Source organism: Rhizobium sp. 62_C5_N11_2 (genome assembly GCF_051811185.1).
Lineage (GTDB): Bacteria > Pseudomonadota > Alphaproteobacteria > Rhizobiales > Rhizobiaceae > Rhizobium > Rhizobium leguminosarum.
The window spans coordinates 2,973,171-2,989,626 of record NZ_JBPWPW010000001.1 but is presented as its reverse complement, the minus strand read 5'-3'; the positions used below and the strand labels follow the sequence as shown (position 1 = coordinate 2,989,626).

Below are 16,456 nucleotides of genomic sequence, written 5' to 3'. Positions count from 1 at the left end.
GGGAGGGGTCTCGCGGCTCGCGGGCGATCAGCCCCAGGAAACCTGGAGGATTTCGTAGGCCTTGGAGCCGCCCGGCGCGTTGACCTCGATGGAATCGCCGACTTCCTTGCCGATCAGCGCACGGGCGATTGGCGAGGAGATGGAGATGCGGCCGGCCTTGACGTCGGCTTCCTGGTCGCCGACGATCTGGTAGGTCTTTTCTTCCTCGGTGTCCTCGTCGATGAGCTTCACCTTGGCGCCGAACTTGATCTTGTCGCCCGACATCTTGGTGAGGTCGATGACCTCGGCGCGCGCCGTCAGGTCTTCCAACTCGCTGATGCGGCCTTCATTGTGGCTCTGGGCTTCCTTGGCGGCGTGGTATTCGGCGTTTTCGGAAAGGTCGCCATGAGCACGGGCTTCGGCGATCGCCTCGATGATTCGGGGGCGCTCCTCCTGCTGGCGCCAGCGCAGCTCTTCCTGCAGCTTGACGAAACCGCCCGGTGTCATCGGTACCTTTTCAACCATTTTTCTGTCCTTCAATCCTCGTATCCGCACAATCAGCGGCGAACACAAAAGAAAACAGGTCCCGAAGGGGAGCTTCGGAACCGTGCCACAATCTTAGTCGGACGCTTATAGCAGATCGCCACGGCCGATTTCCAGAAAATTCGCATAAGAGAAACGCCGCCCGCCCCGATATCAGGTGGTGCGCCTTGAGAATGGGCAGAAATCCGATCGTCCCGATTGACTCCGCACAAGAGAACATATAGTGAACATACTAATGAAGAAGTCGCTCACAGAACGCTTGGCCATCCTTTCCGATGCCGCGAAATATGACGCTTCCTGCGCTTCCAGCGGCACGGTGAAACGTGATTCCCGGGCAAGTGGCGGGCTCGGTTCGACCGAGGGATCCGGCATCTGTCATGCCTATGCACCGGACGGGCGGTGCATTTCGCTTCTAAAAATACTGCTGACCAATTTCTGCATCTACGACTGCGCCTATTGCGTCAATCGCTCGTCGAGCAATGTCGAACGGGCGCGCTTTACGCCCGAGGAGGTCATCTGGCTGACGCTGGAATTCTACCGCCGCAACTATATCGAAGGCCTGTTCCTTTCCTCCGGCATCATTCGTTCGTCCGATTACACGATGGAAGAGATGGTCCGCATCGTCCGCGAACTGCGTGTGACCCATAATTTCCGTGGCTATATCCATCTGAAATCGATCCCCGAGGCGTCACCGCGTCTGATCGAGGAGGCGGGGCTTCATGCCGACAGGCTGTCGCTCAATATAGAGTTGCCGACGGATAACGGCATCACCCGCTTCGCGCCGGAAAAGAAGCCTGCCAATATCCGGCGATCGATGGGAGATCTGAGGCTGAAGATCGAGGCCGCCAGCGAACCGACGCTGCGGACGAAGAAGCGTCAGCGTTTCGTGCCGGCCGGCCAGAGCACGCAGATGATCGTCGGCGCCGACGGGGCGAACGATGCGACGATTCTTGCGACCAGCGGCCGGCTTTACAGCAGCTACGGCCTGAAGCGCGTCTATTATTCCGCCTTCAGCCCCATCCCGGACTCGTCGAAAAATCTGCCTCTGATCAAGCCGCCGCTGATGCGCGAGCACCGGCTCTATCAGGCCGATTGGCTCTACCGATTCTACGGTTTCGGCATCGACGAGATCACCGCGAACCAGGCGGGTGGCATGCTCGATCTCACGCTCGACCCCAAACTTGCCTGGGCGCTCGCCAACCGGGCCGAGTTTCCCGTCGATATCAACAGGGCCGAGCGTGAACGGTTGCTGCGCGTGCCGGGGCTCGGCACCAAGACGGTCAAAGCGATCGTTTCGGCTCGGCGGTTTCGCCGGTTGCGGTTGGACGATCTCCAGCGGCTCGGCATTTCGATCAAGAAGGTCCAATCCTTCATCTCGGCGGAAGGCTGGTCGCCGCGCCGATTGATCGAGCGCCCCGACCTTCGCGCCATGTTCGAACCGCAACCTGAACAATTGTCGTTGCTGTGATGCGCCGGGTCGTGCTTGCAGGACGAGGGGAGCTTGCCGAATGGCGTGACGCCGCGCGCGCTTTCGCGGCTGCGGGCATCCTGCCGGAAGAGATCGATTGGCGCGAAAAAGGCGCGGAGGCGGACCTTGCGTTTCAACGCGACGCCATGCCGCCGGCGCCTGTCACGGCACGTAAGCCGATGACGGTGCCGCCCGCCTTCATCGAGCTCGCGCAGACAGTTCTCTGCCATACCGACCCGGCGCGCTTTTCCCTGCTTTACCGTCTGCTCTGGCGGCTGCAACTGGACCGGCAACTGCTGGAAGTGGCTTCCGACGAGGACGTTGCCCATGCCAGGCTGATGGCGAAAAACGTTCGACGCGACGCGCACAAGATGACGGCCTTCGTCCGCTTCAAGGAGGTCGGTGCGGTATCGGCGGACCGTCGAAAATTCCTCGCCTGGTTCGAGCCGGATCATCATATCGTCAGGCGCACAGCGCCCTTCTTCCAACGGCGCTTCACCGACATGGACTGGCTGATCGCCACGCCCAAGGGTTCGGCCGCCTGGGACGGCGAGCGGCTGACGATGAGCGACGAGCCGTGCGAAAAACCCAATCTCACCGATGCTGCCGATGAACTTTGGCGCACCTACTACGCCAGCATTTTCAATCCGGCGCGGTTGAAGCTGAAGGCGATGCAGGCGGAGATGCCGAAAAAATACTGGAAGAACCTGGCGGAAGCCGATCTCATCCCCGGGCTGATCGCATCGGCGGAGAGCAAGGTGCGGGCCATGGCCGCGCGGGAGGCGACCCAATCGTTGCCCTTTCACGATCGCCTGCAGGAAGCCGCGCGCACTATTCCTGCCGCGCCCGAAGCGCCGGCGGGCACGCTGGAAGCACTGCGCGCGGAAGCTGCCGTCTGCACCCGTTGTCCGCTTCATGCGAAGGCGACGCAAACCGTATTCGGGGAGGGGCCGCGCGATGCCGAGGTGATGTTCGTCGGCGAGCAGCCGGGCGACCAGGAGGATATATCAGGGCGCCCCTTCGTCGGTCCTGCCGGCAGGCTCCTCGATCAAGTGATCAAAGAAGCGGGCATCGACCGCTCATCGCTTTACGTCACCAATGCCGTCAAGCATTTCAAATATGAGCCGCGCGGCAAGCGTCGCATCCATCAGAAGCCTAATATGGGCGAGGTGAAGCATTGCCGCTGGTGGCTCGATCTGGAGATGGCGCTGATCAAGCCGAAGCTGGTCGTTGCGATGGGGGCGACTGCGCTCGCGGCGCTGACCGATACGAAACAGCGGCTGCAGGATGTCAGGGGGAAAGCGGTCGCGATCGACGAGAGGCGAACGCTCTTCGTGACGGTGCATCCATCCTATCTGCTGCGTATTCCCGACGAGCGGCTGAAAGCGGATGAACTGGCACGATTTCGCGAAGATATGCTGACAATTCAGCGCCTTATGCTGGCGGCTGCATAAACTGATTCCGAAGCCTCCGGCGATGCCTCAGCGGCAAGGCTGGCGCCATCGCTCATCGAGCGATGGCGTTCCGTATCTCAGGCGAAATAGCTCTGCAGCGGCCGCACTTCCAGATTGCCGGCTTTCAGCGCCTTGATCGCCTGGGCGGCGGCCTCTGCGCCTGCCATCGTCGTGTAGTAGGGCACCTTCTGCATCAGCGTCGCACGGCGCAGCGACTTGGAGTCCGAGATCGCCTTGTTGCCATCGGTGGTGTTGATGACGAGCTGGACCTGGCGGTTGCGGATCGCGTCCTCGATGTGCGGACGGCCTTCGAGCACCTTGTTGATCTTGGTAGCGGTGATGCCGTTTTCGCCAAGGAAGCGGGCAGTGCCGCCGGTCGCCAGCACTTTGAAGCCCTGCTCGACGAGGATGCGGATCGCCGGCAGCACGCGCGGCTTATCCGCGTCGCGGACGGAGACGAAGACCGTCCCGTCACGCGGCAGCTCGACGCCGGCGCCAAGCTGCGACTTGGCGAAAGCCAGCGCAAAATCGGTATCGAGGCCGATGACTTCACCCGTCGAGCGCATTTCCGGGCCGAGCAGCGTGTCGACGCCGGGGAAGCGGGCGAAGGGGAAGACGGCTTCCTTGACAGCGATGTGCTTCAGCTTGCGCGGATCGGGCTTTTGCCCATAGGCGGCGAAGGTCGCATCGAGTTTCTCGCCGGCCATGACGCGGGCGGCGATCTTGGCGATCGGCGCGCCGATGGTCTTTGCGACAAAGGGCACGGTGCGCGAGGCGCGCGGATTGACTTCGAGAACGTAGACGGTGCCATCCTTGATGGCGAACTGAACGTTCATCAGGCCGCCGACATTGAGCGCCTTGGCCATGGCCTTGGCCTGGCGCTCCAGCTCGTCGAGCAGTTCGACCGACAGCGACCGCGGCGGCAGCGAGCAGGCGCTGTCGCCGGAATGGATGCCGGCTTCCTCAATATGCTCCATGATGCCGGCAACATAGACATCGGTGCCGTCGGAGAGGCAGTCGACATCGACTTCGATGGCGTTGCTGAGATAGCTGTCGAAGAGCAGCGGGTTCTTGCCGAGCAGGGTGTTGATCTGGCCGGTCTTGTCGTTGGGATAGCGCTGCTTGATATCCTCAGGCACGAGTTCAGGCACGGTATCGAGCAGGTAGGTCTGCAACTGGCCTTCCGAATGCAGGATCTGCATGGCGCGGCCGCCGAGCACGTAAGAGGGACGCACGACCAGCGGGAAGCCGATTTCGGTGGCAACCATGCGGGCCTGCTCGACCGAATAAGCGATGCCGTTGTTCGGCTGGTTGAGGTCGAGCTTCATCAACAGCTTCTGGAAGCGGTCGCGGTCCTCGGCAAGGTCGATCATGTCGGGCGCGGTGCCGAGGATCGGGATGCCGTTCTTTTCGAGGGCCTCGGCGAGCTTCAGCGGCGTCTGGCCGCCGAACTGGACGATGACGCCGACGACTTCGCCCTTTTCCTGTTCTGCCCGCAGGATCTCGATCACGTCTTCGGCCGTTAGCGGCTCGAAATAGAGGCGGTCCGACGTATCGTAGTCGGTCGAGACGGTTTCCGGGTTGCAGTTGATCATGATCGCCTCATAACCCGCATCCTTGAGCGCGAAGGCGGCGTGGCAGCAGCAATAGTCGAACTCGATGCCCTGGCCGATACGGTTCGGGCCGCCGCCAAGGATAACAACCTTCTTGCGGTCCGACACTTCAGCTTCGGAGCGAGCGGCGCCGACGAAAGGCGTCTCATAGGTCGAATACATATAGGCGGTCGGCGAGGCGAATTCGGCCGCACAGGTATCGATGCGCTTGAAGACAGGCCGGACGTTCAGGCTGTTGCGGAATTCGGCGACTTCCTTCGGGCGCTTGCCGGTTAGCGTCGCCAGGCGCGCGTCGGAAAAGCCCATGGCCTTCAACATGCGCAGGTTAGCGGCATCATCAGGCAGGCCGTGCTCGCGAATCCGGGCCTCCATCTCGACGATCGCCTTCAGTTCGGCGATGAACCAGGGATCGATTTTGCAGCCCTCGTGGACTTCGGCTTCGCTCATGCCCTGGCGCAGCGCCTGGGCGACCATGCGCAGGCGATCGGGCGTCGGTGTGCCGATTGCGGCGCGGATGGCGTTCTGGCTGGATTCGCCCTCTTCAAAGCCGGGGATCTCGATCTCGTCGAGGCCCGTCAGGCCGGTTTCCAAGCCACGCAGCGCCTTTTGCAGCGATTCGGCGAAGGTGCGGCCGATCGCCATGACTTCGCCGACCGATTTCATCGCGGTCGTCAGCACCGGCGAGGCGCCGGGGAATTTCTCGAAGGCGAAACGCGGGATCTTGGTGACGACGTAGTCGATCGACGGTTCGAAGGAGGCAGGCGTTGCGCCGCCAGTGATGTCGTTATCCAGTTCGTCCAGCGTATAGCCGATCGCGAGCTTGGCGGCGATCTTGGCGATCGGGAAACCGGTGGCCTTCGAGGCGAGCGCCGACGAGCGCGAGACGCGCGGGTTCATTTCGATGACGACGAGACGGCCGTCCTTCGGATTGACGGCGAACTGGACGTTCGAGCCGCCGGTCTCGACCCCGATTTCGCGCAGCACCGCGATCGAGGCGTTGCGCATGATCTGGTATTCCTTGTCCGTCAGCGTCAGCGCCGGCGCGACGGTGATCGAATCGCCGGTGTGGACGCCCATCGGATCAATGTTCTCGATCGAGCAGATGATGATGCAGTTGTCCGCCTTGTCGCGGACGACCTCCATTTCATATTCCTTCCAGCCGAGCACCGATTCCTCGACCAGCACTTCGGTGGTCGGCGAGGCGTCGAGGCCGCCGCCGACGATCTCGAAGAATTCCGAGCGATTGTAGGCGATGCCGCCGCCGGTGCCGCCGAGCGTGAAGGAGGGGCGGATGATGGCAGGCAGGCCGACATGGTCGATCGCCTGGGCGGCAATCGCCATGGCATGGCTCATATAACGCTGCTTGCGGTCGCTCTCGCCGAGGTTCCACTGGTTTTCCAGCTCGTCCAGCGCCTTGTCGAGATCGGATCCGGAGAGGCTTTCGCGCAGCTTGTTGCGCTCGGCCTCGTGCGTCTTGCGGTCGAGGTCCTTGATGTCGGTGGCGTTCGCCAGCATCGAGCGCGGGGTTTCCAGCCCGATACGGGCCATCGCCTCGCGAAACAGCGCGCGGTCCTCGGCCATGTCGATGGCGGCGGGCTTGGCGCCGATCATCTCGACATTGTAACGGTCGAGCACGCCCATGCGCTTCAGCGAAAGCGCGGTGTTCAGCGCCGTCTGGCCGCCCATGGTCGGCAGCAGCGCATCCGGGCGCTCCTTGGCGATGATCTTGGCGACGACTTCGGGGGTAATCGGCTCGACATAGGTGGCGTCGGCAAGGCCCGGATCGGTCATGATCGTCGCCGGGTTGGAGTTGACGAGGATGACGCGGTAGCCTTCCTCCTTCAGCGCCTTGCAGGCCTGGGTGCCGGAATAGTCGAACTCACAAGCCTGGCCGATGACGATCGGTCCCGCGCCGATGATGAGGATCGATTTGATATCTTGGCGCTTCGGCATGAGTGCTTCCGTTTTCTGGCTGCGCAGAAAGCCGGCCAGGGTGGGAGATCACCGGGTCGGGTCGCGCATGCTGGGTCTTTTCAGGCTAGAAGCGGCTTATAGGCAAATGTATTTGCAAACGGAACCCCATAAATCGCGGAATCGACAGGAATCCAACACGGCGCGAAAGACTATTTTCCATCAGACACGACCGCAACCCGGATTTCGCCGCCGCCCTGCTTCCGGAAGAGCGAAAGCGGGAGTCCCGTCAAGTGTTTGGCGCGTCTTCTTTAGGTGAAGCGGCGGCGCACATCCTCGGCATAGCTGCGGCTAACCGGGATTCTCGTGCCGTCGCGGGTGAGGATCAGCAGCCTGCCATTGTCGCGTTTCAGGCTTTCGACATGGGCGTCGGCCACCCAGTGCGAGCGATGAACGCGAAGGCCCGGCGTTGCGGCGGTTTCCTTCAGCGCGTCGGCAAAACGCAGCAGCACCAGTTCGCGCCCGCGGCCGGTCACCACCTCGGTATAGTGATCCTGGACGGAAAGGCGCAGCAGCGAGCCACGGTTTTCAGGCTTCAGCCGGTCGAGGATCGAGGCGCCGGGGCTGGTTTCGTGAGGTGCTGCGGCTTCGGCGATTTTCTGGCTCATCGCCATATAGGTCAAAAGGCAGAAGACGGCGCAGAGCGGCACCGCAAAAAGCGCGTGCTGCAGGCCGCTTTGCAGCGTGGTCGTTTCGCCGGTGAAGACATAGTCGACGAGGCCGATGGCAAAGCCGATCGGCAGGGCGGCGGCGAGCGAACCCGTCATCATGCGGGCGAACATGGAAACGATCACCTCCCGCAGCAGTCTTTCGGCCGCGACCGCGTAGAGGATGGCGATCACCCAGGCAAGGGCATGCAGGCTCAGCCAATAGGCGAGGCGTTCGCCGAAGGCCATGCTTTGCATCGTGCCGTAGGGGCCGGTGAAGGCAAAGAGCAGGACGATCGCGGCAAAGGTTCCCCAGAAGCGCCGGGAGTGGAGAAAGACCTGCAATTCGCGAAGCGTGGATTGCAAGAAGGGGTGAATCACGAAGTTTTCCTGCCGTTCGCGCGGTTCGGATTGAGGCAGATGAAGTCTTGGCGGAAAGAGCGATCGAATTCAACCGGATGCCGCTCATGACCCTCGAACCGCTCTTCGATGCCCCGCTCGCCGTTCAGATCCATGTCGCCGCTGTTACGCCGGCGGCCCTTCTCGGCGCCTATATCCTGCTGCGCCCCAAGGGCACGCCGCTGCACCGGCTGCTCGGCAGGATCTGGATGGTGCTGATGATTGTAACGGCAATATCAAGTTTCTTCATTCACCAACTCGATCTCTTCTACGGGTTCAGCCCGATCCATCTTTTGTCGATCGCAACATTGTTCGGCAGCTGGAATGCGATCGCGGCGGCCCGCCGCGGCGATATCCGTCTGCACAAACGCATCGTCGCCGGCCTTTATTTCGGCGGCATCGTCCTTGCCGGCCTGTTCACTTTCGTGCCTGGCCGGATCATGCATGCGGTCGTCTTCACCGGAGCGGAATGGCCGGCTGCCCTTGCTGCGGCGGTGATGTAACCCGCAAGAGCACATGGCACTAACCGGTATTATCTGGGAATTACCGGGAATTCGCGGGACCGTCTGATCTGTAAGGGGTTTTGGGGGGAAGCGGCGGAAGCGAGCGGAGAGTTTGCGCGCAAGATCTCGGCACTAAACGGCGGCCAGCGGCTGACCGGCCCAAGCGTTCAAATCGCAAGCCATTGAAAACTAAGGGATGCGGTCAACGAAAGTGGGACGGAAATTCAATTGGCAGAAAATGCGGCCCCACTTATAGAAAACCCTTGAGATTCAAGCGACCCGAAGACGAGGCCTTGAAGCGCGGGCAAAAGACGACTAGGGCGCGCCAGTCTTTCGCTTGGTCGGGGCCCACGACCTTAGCTCACCAAGATAATGGCGGCTGAACTCGCGGCCGCTTGCCGAGCGGTCCGGTGTCATTTTTCACCCGCGCCTGTGACAATTTCTGAACACCCGCTAGTTCTTTTCGCGACTGGGTTGTTAATTGCGGTTGAATCCCGTTTAGAGTCAATCTCTAAGGGTATTTTGAGGGGCGATATAATGCGGGCGGGTGTCTTATTTAACAGGAGAACTGCGGTAAGTGGCGCGGGAAGGCGTCGGTGGTCAGTTCGGCGACACCGGTACCTCTCGACTGTATCGGCGGCGGCGCTTGTGGTCCTATCCGCCGGGGCGGCTCAAACCGCTGACTGGCACGGACTGACAAGCAGCGACTGGACGGACGGGAGTAACTGGTCGGGAGGCACCGTTCCTGGTGCCGGTGCAACCGTCAACATCAGTACGCCGGGTGCACCGGGCAATACACCGGCAATCCTCGGTGTCACCGGCCCGGTCAGCGTCTCGGTGGGTACTATAAATGTCGGCCAGAGCGCTACTGTGCCTGGGACTTTGACGATCCAGAACGGCAGCCGTCTGACCAGCACGGGCAGCTCCCGGCTTGGGGTACCAGCCGGAAGCGCCGGGACCGTCACTGTCACCGGCCCTGGATCGCAATGGAACATACCAAGCGGAACTTTTTATGTCGGCTTTTTCGGCATCGGCACGCTCAACGTTGAGAACGACGGACAAGTCACCACGGGGTCCAATACGGTGCTGGGTGGCAATGCCGTGTCGTCGGGCACACTCAACATCAGCGGCGGCGGCACGTTGCAGACGCTGTCCCTTCGGGGCGGCCCCGGCGGGAGCCAGGCCAATTTTGACAACGGAATTCTGCGCGCGGGGGCCAATAATGCCACCTTCATCAACAGTTTCAACGGTACTGAGCTCAATCTGCTCGCCGGCGGGCTGACGATTGACACCGCCGGCTTCGCGCTGGGCACCGACGCAGCGTCCGGGTTCACCGGCGTCGGCGGTCTGACCGTCACGGGTGGCGGTACTTTCAGCTTGCTGGCAAACAGCATTTACTCAGGCCAGACGCAGATCGACCTCGGCAGCAGCCTCGCCCTTTCCGGCGCCGGCGCCATCGCCAGTTCGAGCCGGGTTGTCGCCGACGGCACTTTTGACGTTTCCGCCTCTGCATCTCCTGCCATCCAGAGCCTGGCCGGCAGCGGCACCGTGGCGCTCGGAGCCCAAACCCTGACGATCACCAATGCCAACGACACGTTCGCGGGCGTCATCGGCGGCACGGGCGGACTGACCGTCACTGGTGGCAGGCAGACGCTTTCGGGCGTCAACACCTATACCGGCGCGACGACGGTGAGCAGTGGCCAGCTTGCCGTCAACGGCTCGATCACCAGCCCTGTCACGACATCGGGAGCCGGCATTCTCGGCGGCACCGGCACGATCTTCGGCGATGTGATCAATGCCGGCACGATCGCGCCCGGCAATTCGATCGGCACGCTGACGATCTCCGGCAACTATACCGGCAGCGGCGGCACGCTCGAAATCGAGAGCGTGCTCGGCGACGATACGTCATCGACCGACCGCCTCGTCGTCACCGGCAACACGTCAGGCACAACCAATGTCAAAGTGATCAACCTCGGAGGCGGTGGCGCGCAAACCCTCGAAGGCATCAAGATCGTCGATGTCGGCGGCACCTCGGCCGGCAGCTTTTCGCTGGTCGGTGATTATGTGTTCGAAGGGGATCAAGCCGTGGTCGCCGGGGCCTATGGCTATCGCCTTTACCAAGGTGGCACCAGTACCCCGGCTGACGGCGACTGGTATCTTCGCTCGGCCCTGCTCGATCTCTCCGGCGCCGAGATCGTGCCACTCTATGCGCCCGGTGTGCCGCTCTACGAAGCCTATGCCGGCGTGCTGCGGAGCCTCAATGAGTTCGGAACGCTGCGCCAGCGCACTGGCGGGCGCGAGGAGGACGACGGTCAATCGGCCGACGACGCCGGGAAGCCTGCCAGGGCGATCTGGACGCGCATCGATGGAACGCATTCGCATTTTGAGCCGGAGACCTCGACGGCGGGCACCGAATACGATGTAAATAGCTGGACGCTGCAGGCGGGCGTCGACGGAATGCTGCATGAAAGCGGAGCCGGCGCGCTGATCGGCGGAGTGAGCTTCCATGTCGATACCGCCTCGGCCGACATTTCCTCGCGCTTCGGAAAGGGTGACATCGACACGACAGGCTACGGCTTCGAGGGCACGTTGACCTGGTACGGCAATAGCGGCTTTTACGTGGATACGCAGGCTGGCGTGACCTGGTACAGCAGCGATCTCAAATCCTCGACCCTTCGTACCACGCTTGCCGACGGCAATGACGGCTTCGGCTATGGGTTCAGCGTCGAAGCCGGCCAGAAGATCGCGCTGACGAGCCAGTGGTCGCTGACGCCGCAGGCGCAGCTAGCCTATTCCTCCGTGCGCTTCGACAGCTTCACCGATCAATATGGCGCCGATGTATCGCTCGACGACGGCGACAGCCTGACCGGCCGTCTTGGCATCTCGGCCGATTATGACGGCGACTGGAAGGATGCCTCCGGAAAGATCAACCGCGTGAAGCTCTACGGCATCGCCAATCTCTATCATGACTTCCTCAACGGCTCGGATGTCGATGTCTCGGGGACCAGCCTCGTCAGCGAGAACCACGCGCTCTGGGGCGGCCTTGGTGTGGGCGGCTCGCTCAGTTGGTCGGACGACGGTTATGCGCTCAACGGCGAAGCCTTCGCCCGCACGAGCCTCAAGGACTTTGGCGACAGCAACGCCATCGGGGCGAAGGTCGGGTTCAGCGTGAAATGGTAGAGGAGTGCCGCTCTCGTTACGCACATCGGTCGAGAAGATGATTAGCCGATGTTGCGCCGCATCTGCGATTTCATCATCGCAACGGGTTATAACAGCGGCGGGACGATACACTACCGTCCGGGTGAGGAGAATCGCGCCGCCGACGCGGGCGCCTGATTGCCCGATGAAGTCGCTGGAATTCCAGCCGCCGACGGATATATAGACTCCTTGAGTGCAAGCACAGGCATTGCCGGGGAGAGCGAAGATGGAATGGAGAGGCCGGCGTCAGTCCGACAATATCGAAGATCGCCGCAGCGATCCGACCGGTGGCGGTTTCGGCCGCGGTGGCGGCTTTAATTTCCCTTCCGGCGGCGGCGTTCGCCGCGCCGGCGGCGGCCTCAGCATCGGTACGATCATCTTCCTCGTCGTCATCTATTTTATCTTCAAGGCGATGGGCATCGACCTGATGCAGGTGCTCGATACCGGCGGCACGACGAGCGGTCCCGGCTACGAGCAGAGCCAGTCCGGCGGAACACGCACGCCCGCCAATGACGAGATGACTGCTTTCATGCGTACCGTTCTTGCCGAGACCGAAGATACCTGGCAGGGCATCTTCCAGGCGCAGGGCCAGAATTACGAGGAGCCACGCCTCGTGCTGTTCTCGGGCTCGACGGCATCGGCCTGCGGCTCCGCATCATCTGCAACAGGCCCGTTTTACTGCCCCAGCGACCACAAGGTTTATCTCGATACCGAATTCTTCCAGGAGCTTTCCGACCGCTTCGGCGCGTCCGGCGATTTCGCCGAGGCTTATGTCGTTGCCCACGAGGTCGGCCATCACGTGCAGAACCTGCTCGGCATCCTGCCGAAGTTCAACCAGGCGCGTCAGCGCATGAGCGAGGCCGAAGCCAACAAGATGTCGGTGCGCGTCGAGCTGCAGGCCGATTGCTTCGCCGGCATCTGGGGCAAATATACCCAGCAGAAGGGCCTGCTGGAGTCCGGCGATCTGGAGGAAGCGCTGAACGCCGCCCAGCAGATCGGCGACGACTCGCTGCAGAAGCGGTCACAGGGTTATGTCGTGCCGGAAAGCTTCAACCACGGCACCTCGGAGCAGCGCGTCAGATGGTTCAAGCGCGGCTTCGACAGCGGCCAGCTGTCAGCCTGCGATACGTTTTCCGGCCCGATTTGAGGAGTGGAGAGGAAGGGGCGCATGGCACAAGCACATCGCAGCCCCTTCCATCCCTTGCTTACTTCTCGCTGTCCATATGCTGCAGCATATGCTCGGGATAACGCCCACCCGCGGCCGCGTCTTTCGGCACGGCGCGTTCGATGATGGCGAAATCTTCTGGCGACAGGTCGACGGCGCGTGAGCCGAGCGCCTCGCTCAGTCGGTCGCGGCGGCGAGCGCCGATGATCGGGACGATATCCTTGCCCTTGGCGGCGACCCAGGCGATGGCGATCTGGGCGACCGAGACGCTCTTTGCCTCGGCGATCTCGCGCAGCTTCTCCACCAGAGCGAGGTTCTGCTCGATATTGCCTTCCTGAAAGCGTGGGCTGTAATTACGGAAGTCGCCTGCCGTCGCACCCTGGCCCCTCTGCCAGTGGCCGCTGATCAGGCCGCGCGACAGCACGCCGTAGGCGGTGATCGAGATGCCGAGTTCACGTGTCGTCGGCAGGATCTTCTCCTCGATGCCGCGTGAGATCAGCGAATATTCGATCTGCAGGTCGACGATCGGGGCAACAGTGGCGGCGCGGCGGATCGTATCGGCGCCGACTTCCGACAGGCCGATATGCCTGACATAACCCGCCTTGACCAAATCTGCGATGGCGCCGACGGTGTCCTCGATCGGCACGTTCGGATCGAGGCGGGCGGGGCGGTAAATGTCGATATAATCGACGCCGAGGCGCTGCAGCGAATAGGCGAGGAAATTCTTGACCGCGACCGGGCGGGCGTCAATGCCGTTCCAGCCGCCGACCGGATCGCGCAGGCCGCCGAACTTGACGCTGATGACGGCGTTCTCGCGCCTGCGGCCCTTCAATGCCTCGCCGATCAACATTTCATTGTGGCCCATGCCGTAGAAATCGCCGGTGTCGAGCAGGTTGACGCCGGCATCGAGCGCGGCATGGATCGTCGCGATGCTTTCTGCGCGATCTGAGGGACCATACATGCCCGACATGCCCATGCAGCCGAGGCCGATGGCCGAGACATCAGGTCCGGTCTTTCCCAAACGATAGGTCTGCATTGTCTTCTCCTTCTTTGCGCCGGAGCGGCGCGCTATCGGACGTCCGCGCCGGGTCGGCGCTGCCGGACGCCGTTTTAGCGCTTTCGTATTTGTGCGATAATCTGGATAGTGTCGAACAGGCCGTACGGAAAAATGCACAATGAGCGATCTTCCCTTGAGTGATCTGGATGCCTTCACGGCGATTGCAAGGGAGCGCAGCTTTCGCGCCGCCGCCCGCAAGCGTGGGGTTTCAGCCTCATCGCTCAGCGACTCGCTGCGGCGGCTGGAAGAGCGGCTCGGCGTGCGCCTGCTCAATCGGACGACGCGCAGCGTCACGCCGACGGCCGCCGGGGAACGATTGTTGGCGCAACTAGAGCCGGCGCTCAGTGAGGTCGCCGCCGCGCTCGGGGCGCTCGACAATTTCCGCGACAGGCCGGCCGGCACGCTGCGGCTCAACGTGCCGACGGTCGCGGCGCGGCTGTTCCTGCCCGACATTGCCTGCCGGTTCCTGAAGCTCTATCCTGAGATCGAGCTGGAGATCGTCGCCGAGGATACGTTCATCGACGTGCTCGCCGCCGGTTTCGACGCCGGCATCCGTTATGACGAGCGCATCGAGCGCGACATGATCGCCGTGCCGATCGGTCCGCGCCGGCAGCGCTATGTCACCGCCGCTTCACCGGCTTATCTGCAGGAAAGGGGCATGCCGCAACATCCGCGTGACCTGCTGGAGCACAGCTGCATCCGGCATCGCTTTCTCAGCGGGATCGGGCTCACCTGGGAATTCGAGCGCGACGGGGAGACTTTTGCCATCTCGCCAAGCGGTGCGCTTACGTCAAATTCGATCGAGATAGAGCTTGCCGCCGCCGTCGCGGGGCTGGGCATCATCAGCTCATTCCAAGAGCTCCTGGAACCGGGCCTCGCCTCCGGTCAACTGGTCGCTATCCTCGACGATTGGGCCAGCGAATTTTCCGGTCCGTATCTTTATTACGCCAGTCGACGGCATATGCCGGCACCATTGCGCGCCTTCGTCGATTTTCTGAAGCTGGAACGGCAGCGCGCGCCCCTCGGTTGAGACGTCTCATAAACTTCCCGTTCTGCACTATCAAAAACTTTGAAATGTTCACGGATTGTTTCGGTTTCCTTTCTGAGCTATGTCACTTTCTTGGCGACGAGATCGTCTTTTCAGAACCGATCGCTGTAGAGATGCCTCATGCTTGACCCTAAATTCGTTCGCCGCGGCCTTTTTCTGGTCTTTATCATCCTCTTCCTCGACATTATCGGCATCGCCATCATCATGCCGGTGCTGCCCGCTTATCTGGAGCAACTGACCGGCGGCAGCGTCAGCGATGCGGCGATTGACGGCGGCTGGCTGATGCTCGTCTATGCCGGCATGCAATTCCTGTTTGCGCCGCTGCTCGGAAACCTGTCCGACCGTTTCGGCCGCCGGCCGATCCTTTTGCTTTCGGTGCTGACCTTCGCGATCGACAATTTCATCTGTGGCATCGCCACCAGCTACTGGATGCTGTTCGTCGGCCGCGTGCTTGCCGGCATCAGTGGCGGCAGCTTCGCCACCTGCTCGGCCTATATCGCCGATATCAGCACCGAGGAGAACCGCGCGAAGAATTTCGGGCTGATCGGCATCGCCTTCGGCGTCGGCTTCACGATCGGTCCCGTCATCGGCGGTTTGCTCGGCGAATTCGGCCCGCGTGTGCCGTTCCTCGGCGCGGCCGCGCTATCGCTGGTCAATTTCATCGCCGCCTGCTTCCTGCTGCCGGAAACGCTGGAGGCGAAAAACCGCCGCCGGTTCGAGTGGAAGCGCGCCAATCCGCTCGGCGCGTTGCGCCAGATGCGCCATTATCCCGGCATCGGCTGGGTCAGCCTCGTCATGTTCCTGTTCTTCCTGGCGCATGCCGTCTATCCCTCGGTCTGGTCGTTCGTCTCGACCTATCGCTACGGTTGGAGCGAGGGACAGATCGGTTTGTCGCTCGGCATTTACGGCATCGGCGCCGCGATCGTCATGGGCCTGGTTCTGCCGCGGATCGTGCCGGTGCTCGGCGAGTGGAAGACCGCTCTTCTCGGCCTCTGCTTCTCGGCCGTCGGGCTCACCGGTTATGCTTTCGCCTGGGAGGGCTGGGTCGTCTATGTCATCATCGTTGCGACTGTCATGGAAAACGTCGCCGATCCGCCGCTGCGCAGCATCGCGGCCGGCATGGTGCCGCCCTCGGCACAGGGCGAGCTGCAAGGCGCGCTCACCAGCCTCAGCAGCATTACCACCATCCTCGGACCGCTGATCTTCACGCAGATGTTCGGTTATTTCACGCGGCCCGAGGCGCCGGTCACTTTTGCCGGCGCGCCCTATCTTGCCGCCGCCCTGTTCATCCTGTTGGCCGCCGGCGTGTTCCTCATGCGGGTCCGAGTCCGCGTCCGTGAGCCGGCCGAGGCGCTGGAAGCGGCAGGTTGATCGATCAGAAACGCTGATGCGATGATGAATTTTTCATCAT

11 protein-coding genes are annotated in these 16,456 nt (G+C 62.2%); 7 read left to right on the top strand and 4 right to left on the bottom strand.

Annotation, left to right across the window (positions count from 1 at the left end):
- Positions 1-27: 27 nt before the first annotated feature.
- On the bottom strand, positions 28-504 hold the full coding sequence (gene greA, locus AB8B31_RS15030; RefSeq protein ID WP_003541639.1) for a transcription elongation factor GreA: 477 nt from the start codon (positions 502-504) through the stop codon (positions 28-30).
- Positions 505-757: 253 nt separating this feature from the next.
- Here greA and AB8B31_RS15025 point away from each other — a divergent pair, with 253 nt between their 5' ends.
- Entirely contained in the window at positions 758-1,990 is a 1,233-nt protein-coding gene (locus tag AB8B31_RS15025) for a putative DNA modification/repair radical SAM protein (protein ID WP_028732917.1), read from the top strand.
- Positions 1,990-3,444: a UdgX family uracil-DNA binding protein gene (locus AB8B31_RS15020; protein WP_130652817.1), complete on the top strand. Its 1,455-nt coding sequence runs from the start codon at positions 1,990-1,992 to the stop codon at positions 3,442-3,444. The genes AB8B31_RS15025 and AB8B31_RS15020 overlap by 1 nt, the downstream gene beginning before the upstream one ends.
- 77 nt (positions 3,445-3,521) lie before the next feature.
- Here the strand turns inward: AB8B31_RS15020 and carB are convergent, their stop codons facing one another.
- Both carB and AB8B31_RS15010 read right to left on the bottom strand, forming a co-directional pair.
- Positions 3,522-7,010, bottom strand: coding sequence for a carbamoyl-phosphate synthase large subunit (gene carB, locus AB8B31_RS15015; RefSeq protein ID WP_112904308.1), 3,489 nt, complete (start codon positions 7,008-7,010; stop codon positions 3,522-3,524).
- A gap of 269 nt (positions 7,011-7,279) precedes the next feature.
- Positions 7,280-8,056 (bottom strand): LytTR family DNA-binding domain-containing protein, encoded by a 777-nt coding sequence (locus tag AB8B31_RS15010; RefSeq protein ID WP_130652816.1) that lies wholly within the window; start codon positions 8,054-8,056, stop codon positions 7,280-7,282.
- Positions 8,057-8,103: 47 nt separating this feature from the next.
- On the opposite strand from AB8B31_RS15010, the gene AB8B31_RS15005 reads away from it, so the two are divergent.
- From AB8B31_RS15005 to ypfJ, 3 genes are all read left to right on the top strand, one after another.
- Positions 8,104-8,577, top strand: a complete 474-nt coding sequence (locus tag AB8B31_RS15005; RefSeq protein ID WP_130652815.1) for a DUF2306 domain-containing protein — start codon at positions 8,104-8,106, stop codon at positions 8,575-8,577.
- Positions 8,578-9,459: 882 nt separating this feature from the next.
- Positions 9,460-11,757 carry an autotransporter family protein gene (locus AB8B31_RS15000; protein ID WP_130653553.1) on the top strand — a complete coding sequence of 766 codons (2,298 nt, stop codon included), beginning with the start codon at positions 9,460-9,462 and terminating at the stop codon, positions 11,755-11,757.
- A 244-nt stretch (positions 11,758-12,001) separates the two neighbouring features.
- On the top strand, positions 12,002-12,922 hold the full coding sequence (gene ypfJ, locus AB8B31_RS14995) for a KPN_02809 family neutral zinc metallopeptidase (RefSeq protein WP_047618476.1): 921 nt from the start codon (positions 12,002-12,004) through the stop codon (positions 12,920-12,922).
- A gap of 58 nt (positions 12,923-12,980) precedes the next feature.
- Here ypfJ and AB8B31_RS14990 read toward each other — a convergent pair whose 3' ends face one another.
- Positions 12,981-13,976, bottom strand: coding sequence for an aldo/keto reductase (locus tag AB8B31_RS14990; RefSeq protein WP_047618474.1), 996 nt, complete (start codon positions 13,974-13,976; stop codon positions 12,981-12,983).
- A 139-nt stretch (positions 13,977-14,115) separates the two neighbouring features.
- Between AB8B31_RS14990 and AB8B31_RS14985 the strand changes: the two genes are divergently transcribed.
- Both AB8B31_RS14985 and AB8B31_RS14980 read left to right on the top strand, forming a co-directional pair.
- Positions 14,116-15,027 carry a LysR family transcriptional regulator gene (locus tag AB8B31_RS14985; RefSeq protein WP_047618471.1) on the top strand — a complete coding sequence of 304 codons (912 nt, stop codon included), beginning with the start codon at positions 14,116-14,118 and terminating at the stop codon, positions 15,025-15,027.
- A gap of 138 nt (positions 15,028-15,165) precedes the next feature.
- Positions 15,166-16,416, top strand: a complete 1,251-nt coding sequence (locus AB8B31_RS14980; protein ID WP_018446636.1) for a TCR/Tet family MFS transporter — start codon at positions 15,166-15,168, stop codon at positions 16,414-16,416.
- Positions 16,417-16,456: the final 40 nt, after the last annotated feature.